Source organism: Verrucomicrobiales bacterium (assembly GCA_016793885.1).
GTDB lineage: Bacteria > Verrucomicrobiota > Verrucomicrobiia > Limisphaerales > UBA11320 > UBA11320.
This window is the reverse complement of record JAEUHE010000102.1, coordinates 1-20,344: the sequence shown is the minus strand read 5'-3', so window position 1 is coordinate 20,344 and position 20,344 is coordinate 1. Positions and strand designations below refer to the sequence as shown.

General features: G+C 59.5%; 8 protein-coding genes. 4 read left to right on the top strand and 4 right to left on the bottom strand.

Annotated features, from left to right (window positions below):
• Positions 1-371: 371 nt before the first annotated feature.
• On the top strand, positions 372-3,614 hold the full coding sequence (locus JNN07_11615; GenBank protein MBL9168380.1) for a hypothetical protein: 3,243 nt from the start codon (positions 372-374) through the stop codon (positions 3,612-3,614).
• A gap of 439 nt (positions 3,615-4,053) precedes the next feature.
• Here JNN07_11615 and JNN07_11610 read toward each other — a convergent pair whose 3' ends face one another.
• The 3 genes from JNN07_11610 to JNN07_11600 all read right to left on the bottom strand — a co-directional run bounded on the left by JNN07_11610 (position 4,054) and on the right by JNN07_11600 (position 10,015).
• Positions 4,054-5,478, bottom strand: coding sequence for an amidohydrolase family protein (locus tag JNN07_11610; protein ID MBL9168379.1), 1,425 nt, complete (start codon positions 5,476-5,478; stop codon positions 4,054-4,056).
• Complete coding sequence (locus JNN07_11605; GenBank protein ID MBL9168378.1) at positions 5,475-6,803, bottom strand: DUF1552 domain-containing protein; 1,329 nt, start codon at positions 6,801-6,803, stop codon at positions 5,475-5,477. The genes JNN07_11610 and JNN07_11605 overlap by 4 nt, the downstream gene beginning before the upstream one ends.
• A 572-nt stretch (positions 6,804-7,375) precedes the next feature.
• Positions 7,376-10,015 (bottom strand): DUF1592 domain-containing protein, encoded by a 2,640-nt coding sequence (locus JNN07_11600; GenBank protein MBL9168377.1) that lies wholly within the window; start codon positions 10,013-10,015, stop codon positions 7,376-7,378.
• 320 nt (positions 10,016-10,335) lie between these two features.
• Between JNN07_11600 and JNN07_11595 the strand changes: the two genes are divergently transcribed.
• Both JNN07_11595 and JNN07_11590 read left to right on the top strand, forming a co-directional pair.
• On the top strand, positions 10,336-11,493 hold the full coding sequence (locus JNN07_11595) for a DUF1080 domain-containing protein (protein ID MBL9168376.1): 1,158 nt from the start codon (positions 10,336-10,338) through the stop codon (positions 11,491-11,493).
• A 13-nt stretch (positions 11,494-11,506) separates the two neighbouring features.
• Complete coding sequence (locus JNN07_11590; protein ID MBL9168375.1) at positions 11,507-12,835, top strand: PQQ-binding-like beta-propeller repeat protein; 1,329 nt, start codon at positions 11,507-11,509, stop codon at positions 12,833-12,835.
• 532 nt (positions 12,836-13,367) lie between these two features.
• Here JNN07_11590 and JNN07_11585 read toward each other — a convergent pair.
• A complete protein-coding gene (locus JNN07_11585; GenBank protein ID MBL9168374.1) occupies positions 13,368-16,238 on the bottom strand; it encodes a hypothetical protein in 2,871 nt (956 codons plus the stop codon).
• A gap of 367 nt (positions 16,239-16,605) precedes the next feature.
• Here JNN07_11585 and JNN07_11580 point away from each other — a divergent pair, with 367 nt between their 5' ends.
• Entirely contained in the window at positions 16,606-19,203 is a 2,598-nt protein-coding gene (locus tag JNN07_11580) for a bifunctional YncE family protein/alkaline phosphatase family protein (protein ID MBL9168373.1), read from the top strand.
• Positions 19,204-20,344 lie beyond the last annotated feature (1,141 nt).

The following is a 20,344-nucleotide window of genomic DNA, read 5'->3' as shown; positions in this document are numbered from 1 at the left end:
TCGCAACCCACGATGGGGTTGTGGATTCTATGGCGTTTTCCCCAGGGTAGCTCGTTCCTCCCAACCCTGGGCTTTGAGGCGCAATCCCGTTGGGATAGGGAGGAAGCCCTCCGAACTTGTGGGTAATGCTCAGAGAGGGCTCCCGCACTCCATATGTCCCACATTCCTCGCGAAGCGTTTGGAGTTGATCGGGAACCGATCCGACGAGGTTTATAGTTCCATAGTCCTGTAGCCCTCTACAGCTTTTCGGGCCCCCCCGGAGGGGGATCCCAGCTGTGCCCACCCCACCTCTGACTGCTTCAGTGAGAGCTGTTCAAAATGCCGAGACATGGTAGTATAAAGTAACGCACCCGAAGGCAGGTGCGGATCTGGTGAAATACGTCTGCCCAATAGGTCCGGCGGTTCGAGCGCTTGGGTGTGGTCTCTTTCTCACCATCGCTCAGATGGGGCAAGCGGCGTTCTCACCCGACGACGAGGTGCCGGCCGTTCGGCTTGCTGTGGAAAAGCCTCTCCATCAGGAAGCTCTGGTTCTTCGCGGAGAGGCCGTTGGACCAGGCCCTGACCCTGGAACTGTGTTTCACCTCTTGGAAAAATCTCCCGATCTCAGGCAATGGCGAGAACTGGCCCAGGTCCATCATGCCCCCTTCATCTACAGCGATCCGACCTGGCAGGATTCGAACCCAGCCTACTACCGTGCCCGGACACTCCCGCGCACTCCGACCAACGACTGGGCCAACCTCCTCCGGTTCCCTGATGACCCTTTCTGGAAACGATCCGACTGCGACTCGGTTGATCGACTGCAATGGGCCAAGTTCCTGATCCTGGTCGAGGATCCAAACCGCGTGTATTTTCAGGATAACTCGGCCTACCTCCTCCATTACGAATTCGCCACCCAAAGGTTCGCCCCATTTCAAGGCCTGAGCGCAGACGCATTCGACGCCATCGCCCTGCACCGTGACGGACAACGAGTCATTCTGGGCAGCGTGCTGGCTCCGTTGGCTGGAGATGAATTCGCCATCCAGTTCGTCGGAGTCGATCCCTATCCGCCAGCCCAGATCGCGAGCTGGTTCCATCGCGTCAGAGACTGCGTTGCATCCGCACCGAGCACTCCGGTTTTATATCTCCCCAGCTACGAGCAGGCTGAGTGGATCCGCGATCAGGGGGCAGAATACGCCGCGTTGGGAATGCCGGTCATCAGCGCCTCGCGCTGGTTGGATACCACGACGGTGTGCTACGCGCCGGGTTGGGCCGTTGGCCGATTGGTTTATGTAGCCTCCGGTTCCATCGAGGATGCCTATGCGAGTGGGGCCCTGATTCCCACCGATATCCTGCTGACGGACGCGATTCCATCGGAACTTCCGTTCGTCTCGGGAATCATCAGCCTCACACCGGCCACCCCCAATTCGCATGTCGCGATTCTCGCCGATTCCTACGGCATCCCCTTCATCTATCTGGCCGATCCAACGGAGCAAGCCCGCATTCGGGGTCTTGACCAGCAAGAGGTGTTGTTCCGAACCGGGCTCACCCTGAGCGCGTGCGACATCAGCATCCGCCCTCTCCGCGATCCCATCACCCCCGGCTTTAGGCAGGTGGTGGTGGCGTCACAGATCAACGAATCCCTGCAGTTTTCTCCGAAAGAGTCCTATCCGAGCATCGTCAGCCTAACGGATACCCTCTCTCCATCCGACATCCGCTACTTCGGAGGAAAGGCCGCCAACTTCGGCATCCTGCGACGGGTGATCCCGGACTACTCGCCGGAAGCCATTGCCTTCTCCTTTGATTTATGGGACGGATTTCTGGCCCAGGTCATGCCTGATGGATCCACCCTGCGGCAAATGATCGAGAGTCGATTGGGTGGATACATCTACCCACCCGACGTGCAAGCCCTGAAGAGCGATCTGTCGTTCCTGCGCGATCAAATCATCCGCGTGGCCCAGTTCAGTCCGGGGCTCCGGCAACTGGTCCTCAACTCCGTGGAACGCTTTGGATCCAGCCGGAAGATCCGGTTTCGAAGTTCCACCAACGTCGAGGACTCCGAGTTCTTCAGCGGGGCGGGGCTTTATGACAGCTACAGTGGCTGCTTGGGTGATGACCTGGATGACGACGAAGATGGACCGAGCGTGTGTGACCCTCACGACAAGACTGAACGGGGTGTGCTACTGGCCATCCGCAAGGTATTTGCGAGTTTTTACAACGACAACGCCTTCCTGGAAAGGCTTCGGCTCGGGGTGAGCGAGGATCAGGCGGGAATGGCCGTACTCGTTCACTATTCCACTCCCGACGACATTGAGATGGCGAACGGGGTTGCCACCGTCCGAGCCGTGAGAGTAGGCAGCAACTGGACATTCACAACTCAACTGGTCACCCAGAAAGGGGCGCTCTCCGTGGCGAATCCGGATCCAGGTATTCTCAGCGAGCAGGTGGACTATGTTCCCCTCATGGTGGGAACAAATCTCCACCATCGGAAGAGCTCCAGCCTCGTGCCGTTGGGATCCACGGTTCTGACCTGGCCCGGGGATTATGACTTATTGGGGGGCCTGATCACGGACGTTTCCAAGGTCTTCGTCAAAGAGATCACGAATCGAACGGAAGTGCATCTCGATCTGGAGTTCAAAAAAATCAGCCCCGGACGTTTGGAAATCAAACAGGTCCGGGAGATTCCCTTCCGCGATCCGGATCATCCCATCCCTGCGTTTTTAGCCTCGCAGGTCACCGATCTCATCCCCTACGGATCGATTCTGGCAACTCACCGGCTCAAAAGTTCGTGGCGAATTGGGAACAGCAACACGGCACTCACCTCCCCTTCCCTCGTCCGCAACGCCTGGAACCTGACCGAAGCAACCTACCGAGAAGGAAACAGTTTGGTCGCCCGCACGAATCCCATCACCCAATGGCCACGAGCACGCTTCGGCGGATCGAATTCACTCGCAAGCTTCTGGATGTGGACGACCAACACCTGGGGCAGCGAGCTCGAGCCCGACCGGACGTGGACGTTGGTGACGCGCTACGACAAGACAGTGCTGTTCAGCCAGAGCCCGGCGAGGCTGTTGTCGGATGCCACCATCCAACTCAGCACCCGGTATCCGGCGGCGCTACCGGGCTTATCTCTGATTGGGGATCCCGTTGTGACCAGTGTCTGGGAGGAGTCGGTAACGCTTTATCCGGTCAGCCTAGAGGGGAATTCTCAGCCCACCCTGGTGTTGCTGACAACGAACGGCTTGAGCTGGTCTCTTTCTCAACGACTGGAGCGGGTGGTGGGGTCAAGCACCGGCCCCATCCCGAGACCGGATTGTAGTTCCATCCCTGGCAAGTCGCCCTATGCGTATGTCGCACGCGGAGGCACGATGCGCCTAGAGGGGCTGATTGCTGAACCGCTGGATCTACAAGGAGAGTTCTCGCAGACCTTTATTCTCCGTGGTCGAGAGGGGCACGAGACGATTTATGAGGCGGTAGCAGATCCATGGATGGAGCCTGAACTTCCAGCCGCCGCGCGGACGGCGTTGGCGGCAGCGAACATTCGTCAGGTGGTCTACTACTCCTACTCGTTCGGGGACTTTAAGGAGTATGTCTTCATCATCGGGTTGGATGGATCGATCCGACGATGGGAGCAGTGACCTGATCCTTGTAGGAGGCGCAGAGAACCCACAGGGTTCAAAGAGATTAGCCGGGGCGTGGAGCACAACGACACCCCCGGTCTGACGGCCCCCTGTTTACCAGCACCCTGAAAGGCGTGCCACCAGCCGGGGCGTGGACTGACGAACGGATCAGGATCTTTGAATAGGATGAAACAAGCCTCAGAGGCCGGTGGCATCGCTGCGCGATGCTCCGTGATTTTAACGGTTCCGGGGGTGCTGGCACCCCCGGCTAGTGTCTGGGAACCCTGCGGGTTCGTCTCCTCGGACGACGCATGAAGGAGTCGAATCTCATTCCCGTTTCTCTGCGCTCTTCCCGTCTCTGCGGTGCAAATCCGGGCAGTCCTGATCTCAAATGGCGGGGCTTACGGAAGGTTCTGAAGGAGCTTCCAGCAAGGTTGCCGAGGCCCCACCTCACCCTCTACTTCGGCGCAGGCAATGAACCCTTATGCTTCCAAAGCTTGGCCTTCATCGAAGGAAACAACTCCAGCGCATTCTCGCGCAGGATCTGCACTCCAATTTGCTCGGCATGTTCCAACCGCAACTCCCCGCGTTCGACTTTCTCAGCTAAGGCTTCGGCCAGACAGCGACGCGTGAACTCGGTGGCTCCATAAATGCCTTCGGCATGATGCGCGTCCGCCCCCCACAGGATTCGATTCGACGGCATCACCTCCAGCCATTCCTGATAGGTCCGTTTGGCCATGGTATAGGAAATAGTCGGCAGCCACACCGAATCCAACCAAACGTTCTTGTGTCGGGTGGCGATCGCACCGCTCTCGCCCACCCAGGGATAGCCGCCGTGGAACAGGATGAACTTGGTTTTGGGATTCGCAGCGATGAGATCCACCAACAACATCGGATTACTCCCCTGAATGCGCGCGTGCCCGGTGTGAATCTGAAACGGTAGATCGAGTTCAGCCGACATAACAACGATCTGCCACATCACATAATCTTGAAACGCCTTGCCGTCCGCCGGAGAGGACTGTCCTCGGGGCTTGCCCCAACCGCGCAACGCCCGCTCGTGACTGACTTTCTCAAAGTCCAGAGTGCGCTCATAAGCGGTGGTGGTCTTCAGACAGACCGCTCCCTTCATTTTTCCGTCCTCCAAGATGCGTCGGATCATGGCAATGTAGTCATCCAAGGACTCGATCTTCAGTCCCGCCCGATTACCGAAAAGATAAGGCGAGTCGTTCGGGCTACTGAAATCACTGCTGTGAATCCCGCGGATGAGGGCGGTGACATTAATAGCCGGAACGGCAAAGGAGTACTCGAGCGCAAGCCCTAGCCGGTCCCAGTACGGGTCCATGACCATGAGTTCAATGTTGGCACGCTCCGTCACCACGTGCTCCACCCACTTGCGATCCTGGTAGTGATCGAAGATGCGCCGATTCAGATCTGCGGCTCCCTGGGGGCTCAGCGTCTCAAAATCCACTCCATACAGGTCAGTAAACGCGGGCAGCTGATAGCGGTAAAAGCTGGTGGCACGCGCGTTGTCAAAATCCTTGGCAGCGACCGTCCACCATTCCTCGAAGCGACCGGACTTCGGCCAGGGAGAAAGCGGATTGAACCAGGTGTAATAGCTGCTCTGCCAGAGAGACTGAAGCGTCATCCCGAAGCCCCGATCGGTCTCCACTCGCCCTCGAATTTGATCGAACGGAGGCAGGTGATCGTGGGTGTCGATGGCCGGAGTGGCATCCAACCGTGACTTCAGCTGCCGGTAGGCGGGCGTCTTTTTGACGTCGAGGCTGGACGGATCGGCGGCCGACGCTGTCAACCCTACACCGGCCAAAGGCAGGCCAACGGCCATGAGGATCGACCAAAGCCCCGCGAATCGGTGAGACGTCACGACATCTCCAGACCGCGCATCGTTCCGGTGGAAGAGGCAAACCGATCCGTCTCCAACCCGAGACGCTGCAACATGGAAACGAACAAGTTGGGCAAGGGATAGTTATGCGCCGTGTCAAAGGCCACGTGGCGGCCATGTTTGAATCCACCTCCCGCAAACAGCACCGGCATGTTCGTGGTCACATGGGTATTGGCGTTGCCCAGATTCGAACCATACACGATCATGGTGCGATTCAACAAAGGCTCCCCGTCTTCCTGGACGGCCGCGAGCTGCCCGAAAAGGTCGGCCAGCAGCTTCATATGCCACTCGTCGATGGACTTGAGCTGCGCCAGCTTCTCCTTGGATTTTCCGTGATGCGAGAGATTGTGATAACCGTCGTTCGTCTTCACGTCTCCAAACTCGATCGCCGGAGAGTTGACGCTATCCAGCAGGAGAGAGACTGACCGAGTGGAGTCGGTCTCGAAGGCCAGTCGCACCATGTCGTACATAACCTTCACTTTGTCCATGTAAGCCTTGGGGCTGGCTGGATCGAGAGGAACGGATGCCGACACCTGAGGCTTGGGACGATCCTCCCACTCACGCGACATCTGCATGCGCTGCTCTAAGTCACGCACGCTCGTAAAGTACTGATCCAACCGCTCGCGATCCCGAGGGCCAACCGTCTTCTGCAAGCTTCGAGCCTGACCCGCCACGGCGTCGAGAATGCTCTTGCCGGTTTCCAGCTTGCGCACCTGCGCTTCGGTTTCCTCGCGCGACCCCTGCAGAAACATGCGCCGGAAGACATCCGAGGCGCGCTCCTCGCAAGGGATCAGAACGCCCGATCCGGTCCAGGAGAGGCTGCGCAATCCCTGCTGCACATTGACTCCCAAAGTCAGCGAGGGGAACCGGGTTAGATGTCCGATACGTTCCCCGATATATTGATCGAGCGAGATGGTATTGCGAAACCCGCCACTGCCGGGATGAGGCGCGGCGGTGAGGAAACAGTTGTCGGCCGGATGGCCGCCATCGACTTCCGGATGCGAGACTCCGCTGAACACCGTGAATCGTTCCCGATGCTCCTTCAGCAGCTCCAAGTACGGCGAGAGGGCGTAGCCATTGCCGGCTTCCTTCGGAAAAAAGTGTTCCGGCAGGAGCCCGAGATTATTGCATATACCAAACATCCGACGGGGTTTCCCACCGGGGGTCTGCTCGGCTTCTCGGCGGGCTGCCCACGCGAAGGTTGGCGACATGGTTTCCAGAAGCGGCAGGGAGAGGGCAATCCCGACTCCGCGTAGAAAGGTGCGCCGGTTGACAGGCTGACGAAGGGCGAGGTGTGGTGCTTTCATATCTTTGTCTTTAGTCTCGCGACCCATTGGGGACTTGATCCTTTGTCGCGGAAAATGGCGGCACAGGCAATCTTAAAGCGACGGGAGGACGGGAACGCGATTACGATTACGATTACGATTACGAAGGGATGGGACGGTGGGGTATGAATAGAAGAGGGTGAGATTCAGGTCGAATTCAGAGGGTAACACCCTGCGATGGTGCGGGCTTTCAGCCCTCAGCGTGTGTGGGGTGACGCAACCTGGGGTTGTCACCCCAGGCTGGGATGGTGCTGGGCCTGTGGCCCGCGGACTCCAACGCTACTGATCCATTCCATTCGAATCGGGGCTCCGTGGCCTGGGCTGGGTTTGGTATTGAGTCGGTGGCTCGTTGGGCTTGAGCACCAAAGGTGCGTCACATCCCAGCCTGGGGGTGACAACCCCAGGTAAACATTCCATGCCCATCAAGGGCTGAAAGCCCGGCACAAGTCCGCCGAGTCCATGGCGACCTGCCCCCCCCATCCACTTCAAATCACAACCGAGACGCCTGAGAACCGCCAGAAGATCCGTGGTTACAACTGCCGTTGCCTCCGCCCTCACTTATTCCGGAACAGGTCGCTCTGGACTAGCTCATGAACCAAGGTTCGCACCCCGTAGTTGCTCTTCTGCGCTCCATCGAGGAGCGATTCGATCCTCGCCCGATCCGCGAAGCGAACCGGAGCACCGGTCGCATAGACTGTCAGCTGTCGCGCCAGATTACGGGCGATCCGACGTTCATCGCTGAGGAGCAATCGCTTAAACTCGCGGATATCCTGGAACGGCCGACCGTCGGGCAACGAGCCAGCAGCGTCTACAGGGAGTGCATATCGAAACTCAAACTTCTGACCGCTCTTAGCGATGCCCTTTTGCGGAGCGTTGGTGCCCATCTCTGCCCGATACCGCTCACGCCATCCCCCGAAAACATCAAAATTCTCTAAGGCAAACCCAGGAGGATCGATCTTCACATGGCAGGAGGCACACGAATCCAGGGTCCGATGCTTCTCCAATTGCTGCCGCACTGTCGTGGCACCGCGAATGTCGGGTTCGATCGCGGGAACACTGGGCGGAGGGGTGGGCGGCTTCTCGCCCAAAATGCGCTCCATGACCCAAGCGCCCCGCAGCACCGGGGACGTGGTGGTCCCATTGGCAGTCACCTTCAGAACGGACGCCTGGGTGAGCAATCCACCGCGGACTGTCTCCTTGGGCAAGGCGGTTCGACGCAGCGCCACACCCCGCACCGATGGAAGCTGGTAATGGGCAGCCATGCGCTCGTTGAGCATCGCGAAGTCCGATGCCACCAAATTGGAAGCCGGCAGGTCCCCTCGCAGCAGCTCGGCGAAGAAGAGCTGGGTCTCCTCGAGAGCCGACTCCGTGAGTAAATCGTCGAGATAGTAGTCCGAATACAAGGTCGCATCCGGCGCAGTGGCCTGCATGCGCCGCAGGTCCAGCCAGTAATCCAGGAACGCGTCTACGAACTGGCGCGAACGAGGGCTCTGCAGCAGCCGATCGGTCTGAGCGCGCAACACCTCGGGGCGACGCAGCATTCTCGATCGGGCCAACTGACGAAGCTCGCCATCGGGAGCGGTGTTCCACAGAAAGAAAGACAGACGCTCAGCCAAAGCCTCGTCATCAAGCCGCCCAGGCTTCTCCTCCAAATAGAGAAACCCAGGAGAGCTGAGGACAGCCGTATAGGCGGCGATCATCGAATCCGTGAAGGAGTTTCCCTGCGCCAGCGCCGAGCGCACCACGGGAAGGAAACGACGCACCTCAGAACCGCTCACCGGATGTCGATAAGCCTCCTTTAGAAAGACACGAAGCAGCCGCTCCGCATTAACCAAGGGCTGAGCAGAAACCACATCCACTCCCGCCGGAGGATCGAACCGACGCTCCCGCGCGCGATTGGTCTCGGCGTTCCCCGAGACAACCGAGGGTTCCGACGCCCGGTTGGTACGATTGACCAAAGGCAGATTGCCAAACAAGAGCTGATGCCCCGCCGGGGGCCACTGGTCATAGAGCGGCCCTTCCACTTCCAACCAACGGAAAACCACCCCCGGTTGACCGTCACGTTCCGCGAGCGGATTCTGCCATCGGCCCGCACCCGGTCGGGACCGAAAGAGCCGAGCCGCGTCCGGGCGCAACATCTCGCCCGCCAGCAACCACACCTCCAGCTCATGAACCTTCGGCTCAGGGGTCACATCAAACTTCCCCAGCCACCGGAGCAAGCGAGGCGGCGTTTCTGAGTAGATGACCACCGGTTCATCCCGGCGTCCTTGCGAGACGACATCGAGGTTGGGAATAAACCATTTATTGCTTTCGCCAGGACCAACCCAGACCGAATAGGCGTGGAATCGCACTTTATAGCGTCCCGCCACCGGAGCCTTGAACTGATTGAACTTGGGCTCAATGGGTTCATAGGCGCTCGCCACCACTCCCATACCCTCTAGTTCGCGCTCCGCCGCATTAGTGCTGGTGAGCGGGGCCTTGCCAGAGCGGACATCTGGCTGTCCGTGAAAGCCTAGCACAGGAAACGTGGCGCGTTCGGGGGCAGTGTTGAACACCGAAAACTTCATGGGCCCGGTGTAGCTCCGCTGATCGCGTGTGTAAAAGCGTTGGGTTCGCGTGGCGGGTCGCTCCGCATGCGTCGCCATGGCCTGGCGCAGCGCAAAGTCCGCGGCGCTCAGGTAGCGAGCCATCTGGACATGGGACACGTCGAGCACCTCACCAACCTTGTTGAAGCGATGAGCTTCCCCATCCTCGGGCAGTGAATCCCGCACTTGCAACCACGGGGCGTGCAACAGGTCCCGCAGCGCGTTTTCATACTCATAACGGTTGAGGCGCCGTTGCAGCGATCGCCCCTCCCGATCCATGCGTTGCTGGTCGGACCGGCTTAGATGGCTGCTCAAGGGGCGCAAAAACGCAGTTTGATCAGTGGAGGATGGACGGGGTTTCTTGGGAGGGGGCATTTCCCCGTGGGCGGTTCGATCGTGGATCAGCACCCAGCGGCCGAGGTTGGTGGGATTCGAGAGCTCCCAGGGCAGACGGGAGAGGTCCAGCTTTCCCTTCTGCGTGTCGGCGTCGTGACATTCTAGGCAGTGGCGGTCCAGAAACCGCCGGAGGTCCGCGGGGATTTCGGCGGCGAACGTCGACATCGATCCGAACCAAACAAGGAGGCCAAGCAAGTGGAACCGGGTCATCATGTGATCCAAAGGGAGACGTTGGAGAACGGGGCCTATTCAACGTGCCAGGGACCGAATAGTCAACGGTGAGGCGGGGGGGATCCGACTCCGTCGGGAGGGCGAAAGCGGTAGAGGGCTACCGCACTCCAGGACGCTCCGCGAGGTTTGTGGCCCATTTTGGAGTGCGGTAGACCTCTACCGCTTTCCGTGCCCCCCGGAGGGGGATCCCAGCTCCGCTGGGGGGACCAAAGCAGCAGAGGTCTGCCGCACTCCAAACCCACCCCCTGCCCCTCAAAAAACCGCAGTTGCGATCCGGGCCCGTCTGATGCCAGTCTCAGCCCATGAACGTATACCGCTGGCTTCTGGTGACCGGACTGGTCTGCAGCCAACTCTCCGCTGCCGAAGAAGGTTTCGTCCCCCTGTTTAACGGCAAGGACCTGACCGGCTGGATCAACGCCAATTGTGCCCCTGAGACGTGGAGCGTGCGCGACGGGGTGATTCACTGCACGGGACGTCCGACCGGTGCGCTGCGCACCCCACGCCACTACGAAAATTTCATCTTGGAAGCTGAATGGCGACACCTAAGCAGCGGGGGCAACTCCGGGATCTTCATCTGGGGAACACCCATCGCGGCACCCGGTGTTCCTTTCCTTCGCGGTATCGAGGTGCAGGTCCTGGACCATGGTTTCAATATCAAAGGAAAGAACGAGTGGTACACGACGCACGGGGACGTCTTCCCAATTCATGGCGCTTCGATGAAACCCTTTGGCCGGCACAACGGCGATCGCAGCTTTCCGTCCGAAGAAAGAAGCAAGCCATCCCCTGAATGGAACCACTATCGCATCGAGTGCAACAACGGCACGCTCCGCCTGCACGTGAATGGCAAGGAAGTCTCCGGTGGGGAAAACTGCAATTACCGCAAAGGTTACCTCGCACTGGAATCCGAAGGCGCTCCGGTGGAGTACCGGAATATTCGCATCAAGGAACTTCCCTCAACACAGACACCGGCGGAACTGACCGCTCCGCTCGACCAGGGCTGGAAGTCCCTGTTCACTGGGTTGGATTTACGCGGGTGGCAAACCAACGCGGCCACCGCCACTCGCTGGCAGGCCCGAGGCGAGCGCATCCAGCTGACCTCAGGGACTGCCTCTGCTCAGGAATGGCTGGCACTGCAGGAAAGTCATGGGGATGTGGAGTGGATTCTCGATGTGAATCCGGAGAAGCCCGCGGAGGGAAAATCACTGCAGGTCCCGTCGGTCGTCATCGGGAGTCCCGATGGGCAAGGGACGAGTCTCCCCCTCGATGGAGCCGTAGCCGGGTCGTTCAAGCGGTTCTCGCTCTTGATTCGCGATCACAAGGCGGTGTTGAGCCAGGGCGACAAGGTCGTCGCCGAAAGGACGCTGCCCTCCAGCCTACCCGCCAAACGTGCGCTCGGTCTCCAAACCGGCGGTGGCGGGGCGTCGTTCATGAATTTATACCTTCGAAATCTGACCCACTAAACCCTACCGAACTATGACCCTACGATCACTCGAGCGACTGAGCCTCGGTCTCGCAGTTGTCGCACTCTCGGTTCTTTCATCCCAACTCGAAGCCGGTGACTGGACCCAATGGGGAGGATCCCGAGCCGATGGGCATGCGGACCCGATGCGGGTCCCGGTACAGTGGGGCGAGTCGAAAAACGTGACGTGGAAGACCACCATCCCCGGTCGCGGTTGGTCCTCACCCGTCATCTTCGGCGACCAGATTTGGATGACGTCCGCTTTCGAGACTCCCGTGAAGCCGGAGGATCGGGAGCGGCGGCTGAAGGCCAGCACCGCAGACCAACCACTGACCCTCGTACAGCGTTTGGATCTTCATGCGATCGCCGTGGACCGTCAGACCGGAAAGGTCCTCCATCAAATTCCCCTACTCACCCAAGAAGAGCCCCAAGGCGTCCATCAGCTCAACAGCTACGCTTCCCCCACCCCGGTCATCGAACGAGATCGGCTGTATTGCCACTTTGGCGCCTTTGGAACGGCCTGCGTCGACACCAAGAAGGGACGCGTGCTATGGACCAACACCACCCTTCGAATCCAGCATGAGAACGGGCCCGGCAGCTCACCGGTGGTGTGGAAGGACCTGGTGATTTTCCACATGGATGGCAGCGATCAGCAGTACATCGCGGCGTTGAACAAACACACCGGCCAAGTGGCCTGGAAGACCGATCGCTCCGGCAAAATGCCCGACCATCCCCAACTGAAGAAGGCCTATGGCACTCCCCTGGTGATGCAGATCGGGGGGCGCGAGCAGCTTATTTCCGAAGCGTCCGACTGGGTCTATAGCTATGATCCGGCCACGGGCAAGGAACTGTGGAAGCTCAGCCTGGGGGTTTCGGGCTTTTCGCAGTCGGCCCGGATGGTCGTGGGACACAACCGAATCTTCATGAGCACCGGGTTTATGCGACCGGAAATGATTGCCGTCGACTATGCCCGGAGCGCCAACCCTGAGATCGCGTGGCGATATTCCAAGGGAGCCCCCACGATGGTCTCGCCGATTTTGGTGGGAGACGAACTCTACTTCCTGAGCGATTCAGGCGGCATGCTGACCTGTGTGGATGCGCACTCCGGCAAAGAGCACTACCGCGAACGCCTGGGCGGCAATCATAGTGCCAGCCCGATCTTGGCCGACGGCCGATTGTATATTCCGAATCGCGAAGGCATCACCACTGTGGTCAAACCCGGGAAAACCTACGAGGCGCTCGCGACCAATTCGCTCCCGGGAAAAATCATGGCTACGCCAGCGATGGTCGATGGATCCATCTTCATTCGAACCGACACCGCGCTTTATCGGATTGAGGAGTGAGAGTTGAGCAGCGCAGGTCGCCTTTGATCTACCAATGGATCAGGTTCCATTCGCTCCAGGTGATGACTGCCTGAAGCGGACGTGGCATCGCTGCGCGATGCTCCTTATTTTTGAAGGTTCCTGGGGTCTGCGACCCCAGGCTAATTTCTGGCAACCCTGCCGGGTTGGCGGAGAAGCCGATCACCATCGACCCCACAGGGGTCGTAGCTATTAGCCGGGTGATCGAAGATCCCCGGAAAACTCCGCAAAAAAGAGAGAGCATCGCGCAGTGATGCCACCTCTTGGAGAGGCGCTGATACCCAAGTCGGGGGATGAGATCGAGACAGGGGGAAATCTGTGCGGACGCCTATAGGGGATCCCGACTTCGGCGAGGGGACAAAAGCGGCAGAGTGCTGCACGCACTCCATACTCGCTAAACCTAGAAACGGATCCGTGTCATCCGTGAAATCCGTGGTTAATTCCCTCCGGATTCAGGATAAAAAAAAACGGGGCCAGGCGAGCTGCCTGGCCCCGGTTGTGAACCAACGGGAGATTAATTCCTCAGCCGATAGAACTTCGCGGCACCCGCTGCAGGCACTTCGACCTTTTTCAAGGCACCTTCCTCACCCACGGCAGCGGCTACCGCCGTCCAATTGACTGCTGACAAACTGTCGGTGGATTCGAGCACGAACCCGCTGGCGGTCGTCGGCCAAGTGAGGACCACGTTACCCCCAGAACGGCTGACGAGGAGCGAGGGCGCCGGGCTCGATGCCGCATGATCGGAGGTCACGCTGACAGAGGTGATGAACGTAGCAGCGGTGCCATTGTTGTAGACCGCGATGAACGAGCCGCTTTGCGGCGAGTATTTTAGGTTCTGATAGTTGGCGCTGCCCGAGTTTCCCCCTGGGGCGTCAGCGACGAAGAAGGGAGCGCCATAAGGTGCGCTGAGTAGATTACCCTCCAAGCTGAACGCTTGAACGGTGTAAGCCGAGGGGTTGCCCTGGGAGCTTCCGTAAGCAGCCATTCCAACGAGAAACACGCCGTGAACCGGATCCACGTCCAACTGAGGATGATTGTGTTGGAAAGGATTACCAAGAGTTCCGGTCAGGTAGGGTGTCTCCGGACGAGCAGGAGTGAAGGTATAGGACGGAGCATCCCCAAGGGTCGTGAAGGCCAGGTCCCCCGCCGCCACACTGTTGCCGCCTAGGTCGTAGGCGGTAATGATCTGTCCGTTCAGCGGGTTTTCGAGGGAGGCTGGATGCCCCTCAGCGGTCGAGGCAGGACTGCCGTCGCCTATGACCTGTTCATCCATCACCTGCAATTCACCGGCCTGGTTGGGCACGGTTTGGATGATGGAGCCGACCACCCGATTGACTAAGCCGCCGGTCACGTCGGTGTTGACGACATAAAGGAACACATCCTTTTTGGGCAGATACACTACATCCGGATCATCCTCGTCTCCATTGAACTGGAGGCGATCCAACCGCGCGTATTCCGGCGTGAGCAGAGTGCCGGCCTTGTCGAACAGCGCACCCACCGCGCCTTCACCTTCGCCGGTGATCTTCAGTTCGGCGCCGAGCAAGAAGTTTCCGTTCTTCGTGCTCACCGCAACGGACACATCATCGAAGTCTGTCTCGGTGGTCTCGCGGTAGAAAAAGGCCTTGGCAACCGGGCTAGCCTCCCCGGCAACGGAGGCGGGATTCACGAGGGCAATCAGAGGAATCGCACGGCCATTTGCGCCTGCGTAAGTGCGGGCATTGGCTGCCACCACATACTGCTTGGAAACGGGATTATACTTCGCGTCGTGGCGGTTCAGGATCCCGCTGGTGTTGCCTAGAATCACGAAGGGGCCGCGAGTTTGGGCCAGAGTGACCGGATCGTAGAAATAGCCCACCACCGCACTCGTCGCCACTTCGCCGGTGATCGGATCCAGGTGGCCGCCCACATTGCGCTCATCGATCGTGGTCACCAGGATTTCGGGTTCGTCGGTGTTGATCGCCACACAAGCCTCCTTGAAGACGGCCGCCACTCCCTCGACTTCGCTGGGAGTCACTTGGGCCGCCGGCAGATTGCGCAGGCGGACACTTGAGGCCGGCGCCAGCGGCGATGCAAAATCAATCCAGGCGAAGTAGAAGTCCACGTCGCGAGGAGCAGCGGTCACGTCGCCGGTGGTAACAAAACTCTTGATGACCATTTTTTCGCCCGACCACTCGTAGGATAAGAAGGCCCGGGTCGCCAAGGGAACTGAGGTCTCAGGCTCGAGCGCAGCGGGCTGCAGAATCAGAGTACCGGAGGTTGCGTTCTTGCCAGGCACGATCAACTCATAGACGCCTTCCGCAGAGCGTGTGACCGCGAAGTCTCCTTTGGAGGCCAATTTGGAAGCATCGCTTCCGCTGATGTAACCACCCAGGAGGCGCTCGGTAGACCAGGGAATGTAAACCCACTGGAAAGGCGATTGACTGGGCACCGCCAGGGTTTCGGCATCGGCGGCCTCATCCTCCCGAATGGTGATGTGCCAGCCCGCGCCTTCGGTGACCGGAGCCACGCCGACAATGTTGAGCGTGCTGGATCCTTCAGACGAGCTTGCGAAAAGCATGCCGTCCGTGAGCGAATTCACCCCGGGTAGCCGCAAGGTGGCGGAACCTCCGAATGTCCCACTCCCCGCGGGATTCTCGATCCATTGCAGCATCCCGGCGGTCACACCCGTCGCATGAGAAGTTGCTTGCCGCCACACTCCCTCACCCGCGGGACCAGGATTGCCGAACTCGCCCCCAATCCAGCCCTGGTCGAAGGGAAACCAGGTAACGGAGAACGCAAAATTGGCTTCGCCGTTGGGTCCAGTGCCGGCTCGGCCGGTATTGATGTCCAGATCGCCATTGCCGTAGCTGCCATTGACCATGTTGTAGCCAGGGCCGGAGGAAGATTGCGAAATGGCGATGGTGGGGAAAAAGGGTTCGGTGCCGTCGGCCCAATCGATCGGGCCATTCTGCCGGGCGGTGGGGATAACGACGCCCAAGGCGGGATGGGGACGCCAGGCCTGATTAACCGCCATCCCCACCCCAATCTCGGCATACTCTCTAAAACCCAGGTTCAAACTCTCCAAGGCCGCGGTGGGGTCGGCAGGCGAAAGACGCACGGAGAAATCACCTCGATTGTAACGGTTCAGCGACCAGGGAATGGGACCCTGCCCATCGAACCCAACGACTTCGACGCGGGCGTCGAACGCTTCTGAGTTTCCTTTGGCAATGATGTTCACCGAGGAGACGGATGTATTCGGGAACGCGCCAGGTGCCCCCCCGTTTTCAGGAACTTGCGGAGAGGGGCCACCGGGGGCTGCGACCATGACACAGGCACCGAGGAAAGGCACAGCGCAGACGAAGCCAAGTCGACCGCGCCATCGAGTGGGAGAGTTCTTCTGGTTCATGGTCTGCAATTAACCAGAACTGTGCGGACCAAGTCAACTGAGCGCGGTATACGTTTGTGTAACGGGAAGATGAAGAATAGGAGTCACTCGGCCAGGCCTGAGATCTCGGCCCGAAGGGATTCCGAATTCGCACCACCAAGGCGGGAAGAGCACCGAGGAAGAGAACCCTCATCAGCACTGAGAATATTCTGGCGTCTCAGCATCCGAACGCCGGAAGATGCACCCAGTGCTCATGGATCAGCGATCTAAATCTCCTCGGTTCATCCGCTCCTGCGGCGGTGAACATGACCTCACTCGATTCTTCAACCTCGCTTTCGCGCTCGGTGCCGCGTTGCTGGTCAACTCCCTCGACGCAGCTGCCCCCCCCATGGCCGCAAACGAGACGGTGGGGCGCAAGCCTGACGGCCGGGCGATGCTGCCCAACAGTCAGATTCTAACCCCGGCGGGAAAACAGGTCGATCTCCCCGAAGCACGTCCCCAGGGGATTGCCCTGAGCCCGGATGGTCGAATCCTGGTGACCTCCGGCAAAACCGCAGAACTGTATGTGCTCGACCCGGTCACCGGAGCCATTCGCCAAAAAGTCGCGCTACCTCCGGAGACGGGTTCGGTGGAGCCGGATGTGGTCTCCACGCACATCCTGAAACCTGACAAGAGCGAACAGCTGAGTTTCACCGGACTCATCTTTTCTCCCGATGGCAAACGGATCTATCTCTCCAATGTGAACGGTTCCGTCAAAGTATTCACGGTGGATGAGACGGGAACGGTCAAGGGTTTGGGGAGCCTAGCCTTGCCGAAAAGCGGCAATAGCAAGCGCGAAAAGGACATTCCCGCGGGACTGGCGCTATCACCGGATGGCAAACGAATCTATGTGGCGCTGAATCTTTCCAACCGGCTGCTGGAAATGGACACCACCACCGGCAAGCAGCTCAATCTGTTCGAAACCGGGGTAGCTCCCTATGACGTGCTGCAGGCGGCTGGAAAGGTCTACGTCAGCAACTGGGGAGGACGCCGCCCCGACACCAACAGCCTCACCGGTCCTGCCGGACGCGGCACCCACGTGCGAGTCGACCCCAACCGTCACATCGCCAATGAGGGGTCGGTCACGGTCATCGACCTCGCGAGATCCAAGGTCACCCAAGACATCATGGTCGGCCTCCACGCCTCAGCCCTGGCCCTGCACCCTGGCGGACGTTACCTCGTGGTCGCGAACGCGGGCAGCGACAGCCTCAGCATCATCGACACACGACGAGAGAGAGTGGTCGACACCTTCTCGCTGCGCTGGCAGCCCGACGACTACTTTGGTGCCAGCCCCAACGCTCTCACCTTCGACCGGTCAGGCCGCCAGCTCTACGTGTGCAACGGCACCCAAAACGCGGTAGCCGTGGTGCAGTTCCGGGCCACCGGCAGCAAATTGCGCGGGCTGATCCCCACCGGATGGTTTCCTGGGGCCATCGCCATTGACGGAACCCGCGGCAACCTCTACGTGGCCAACATCAAAGGGATGGGGTCCGGCCGCCGAACCCTCCCCACCGACCCGGCCAAGTTTAACTCCCATCAATACGTGGGCACGATCTCCCTCATTCCACTGCCCGACCGGGAAGGCTTGGTGACTCACACACGACAGGCTCTGGCGAACTGCCGTCGGGAACTGATCGAAGCCTCGCAGCTACCCGCTCGTCCAGGTCGCGCCGCTCAGCCGGTTCCCGAGCGCGTAGGCGAGCCGAGCGTCTTCAAGCATGTCATCTATATCATCAAGGAGAACCGCACCTACGACCAGGTCTTCGGTGACATCAAGGAAGGGAATGGCGATCCCAAGCTGTGCACCTTTGGAGAAAAATTTACTCCCAACCAACACAAGATGGTTCGGGAATTCGTCCTGCTGGACAACACCTACTGCGCAGGGATCCTGAGTGCCGATGGACATCAATGGTCCACCACCGCGTTTGCGACCGATTACATGGAAAAGTCCTTTGCCGGCTTCCCACGAAGTTATCCCGACGGCATGGATGACGATGATGTGGATGCGCTGGCCTACTCTCCGGGCGGGTTCATCTGGGACAACGCGCTGGAGCACGGCAAGACAGTGCGCGACTACGGTGAGTTCGCCATCGCGGTGACCGGATGGCGGGATGCCAAACGCAAACCGGCTCCGAAGTTCATCGATTACTATCGAGACTTCACGAGCGGGAAAGGTGAGACTCTCATGACCAGCCGCCCGGCGATCGAGTCCCTGCGTCCTTATCTGAACACCAACACCGTGGGATGGTCGATGGAGGTGCCGGATGTGTATCGGGCGGCGCGTTTCATCGAGGATCTGCAAGAATTTGAGCGGAAAGGGGAAGCGCCGAACCTGATGATCATCTGCTTGCCCAACGACCACACCTCCGGCACCTCGCCTGGGATGCCCACTCCGGGGGCACATGTGGCCGACAATGACCTTGCCTTTGGTCAGATTGTTGAGGCTGTGAGCAAGAGCCGCTTCTGGAAGGAGACCTGCATCTTTGCCATCGAGGACGATCCTCAAGCTGGGCACGACCACGTCAGCGGTTACCGCACCACGGGCTATGTCGTGAGTCCGTACACTAAACGGCGCCAAGTCGTCAGCACTCAATACAACCAGCCTGGCATGCTGCGAACCATCGAATTGATCCTGGGCTTGCCTCCCATGAACACCATGGACGCAGCGGCCACTCCGATGTTTGATTGCTTCACAAGCACTCCGGATTTCACCCCCTACACGGCCGTGGCGAACAACATTCCCTTGGACGAGCTGAACCCGCCAGCCAAGGCGATCCTGAACCCGATCCTGCGGCGCGATGCCGAGCTCTCTCAAAAGCTTCCACTCGACAAAGTGGACCAATGCGATGAGGACCTGCTCAACCTCATTCTGTGGCACGCCCAGATGGGCCCCAACACGCCCTACCCCACCTGGGCGGTCATCCCGAAACATCTGCGGAGGGACTGATCCCGCGCTGTCAGACGACGCCGAATCAGGCAAATGGATCCATTGGCGCAGGTAGCTGAGGTGGAAAGTGGTTGCCCGCGCAGCCGGACCCCGTGGGGTCATAGAGATTAGCCGGGTGATCGAAGATCCCCGGAAACGATCCCACGAAAAGCCCCTGCATCGCGCAGCGATGCCACGTCCTCGGGAGCAAAAGGTGGCACCCCCTTCTGGGGTGCGGGGTTTGGGGACGGTGCGCCGGTGGTCGACGCGAGGCATCGACCACCGGCTAATTTCTTAGAACCCTCCAGGTTCCCGTTGGCCGGTTCTAAAACTCGCTCGGGAAAGTGGCACTAGTCCCTATTTTTGGAGATCATGATGAGGGCATGCCACCGCGCTCCACGGGCGGGAGGTTCCCTTTCGGGACCCTGCATTCCATGGGCGAGTATACCCAGAAGATTTCATCGAGGTTGGGGGAAAGTCCCCAGCTGTGGTGAACAGCCACGGGAGGGCCGGCAAATCTTTACCCGCCGCAGAGACGAATGCCTAACGTTTGGCGGGGATTTCGAGCTCCCGCTTCCTTCCAACCACCGTTGGCACGACTCTAGCATAAGGCATCCCAGCGGAACGGCCTCCACAGGCATGACTACGAAAATTTTCCGGGCACGTAGTCGGTCTGGGCGGAGAACGTTCCGCTTCTTTTTTGTACGGGGAGATTGCGGACTTTGTCAGATGCTTCGTCGGAAACTTCCGCGAATCCAGCGGGGAATCCCCGCAAACTCGACAAAGATTCCGACAAAGTTACCGACGAAGGTGGCGCCCATGGGCATGAGGGGGGGGATTACATCTGGGGCAGGCTGGGATCTATCTAACAGCGGACCCGATGATCGTTGCGCGCATGGAGTGCGGAGACATGTCTCCGCTTTTCCTGCACGCGACGGAGTGGCTGGGGGAGCTCCCTAGTTGAATGGGCGGGTTGAAGGGCTAAGGTGGCGTGAAGGAACAGCGGTGTCGTGCCCTAAGCATTACCCACAAGTTCGGAGGGCTTCCTCCCTATCCCAACGGGATTGCGCCTCAAAGCCCAGGGTTGGGAGGAACGAGCTACCCTGGAAAACGCCATAGAATCCACAACCCCATCGTGGGTTGCGAACCCTGTGGGGCTTCA

Bases quoted from the DNA above. Each gene is read 5' to 3' on its own strand.
- JNN07_11595 (MBL9168376.1), top strand. From the start codon at position 10,336: ATGAACGTATACCGCTGGCTTCTGGTGACCGGACTGGTCTGCAGCCAA.
- JNN07_11590 (MBL9168375.1), top strand. From the start codon at position 11,507: ATGACCCTACGATCACTCGAGCGACTGAGCCTCGGTCTCGCAGTTGTC.
- JNN07_11580 (MBL9168373.1), top strand. From the start codon at position 16,606: ATGGCCGCAAACGAGACGGTGGGGCGCAAGCCTGACGGCCGGGCGATG.
- JNN07_11605 (MBL9168378.1), bottom strand. From the start codon at position 6,803: ATGAAAGCACCACACCTCGCCCTTCGTCAGCCTGTCAACCGGCGCACC.
- JNN07_11585 (MBL9168374.1), bottom strand. From the start codon at position 16,238: ATGAACCAGAAGAACTCTCCCACTCGATGGCGCGGTCGACTTGGCTTC.
- JNN07_11600 (MBL9168377.1), bottom strand. From the start codon at position 10,015: ATGATGACCCGGTTCCACTTGCTTGGCCTCCTTGTTTGGTTCGGATCG.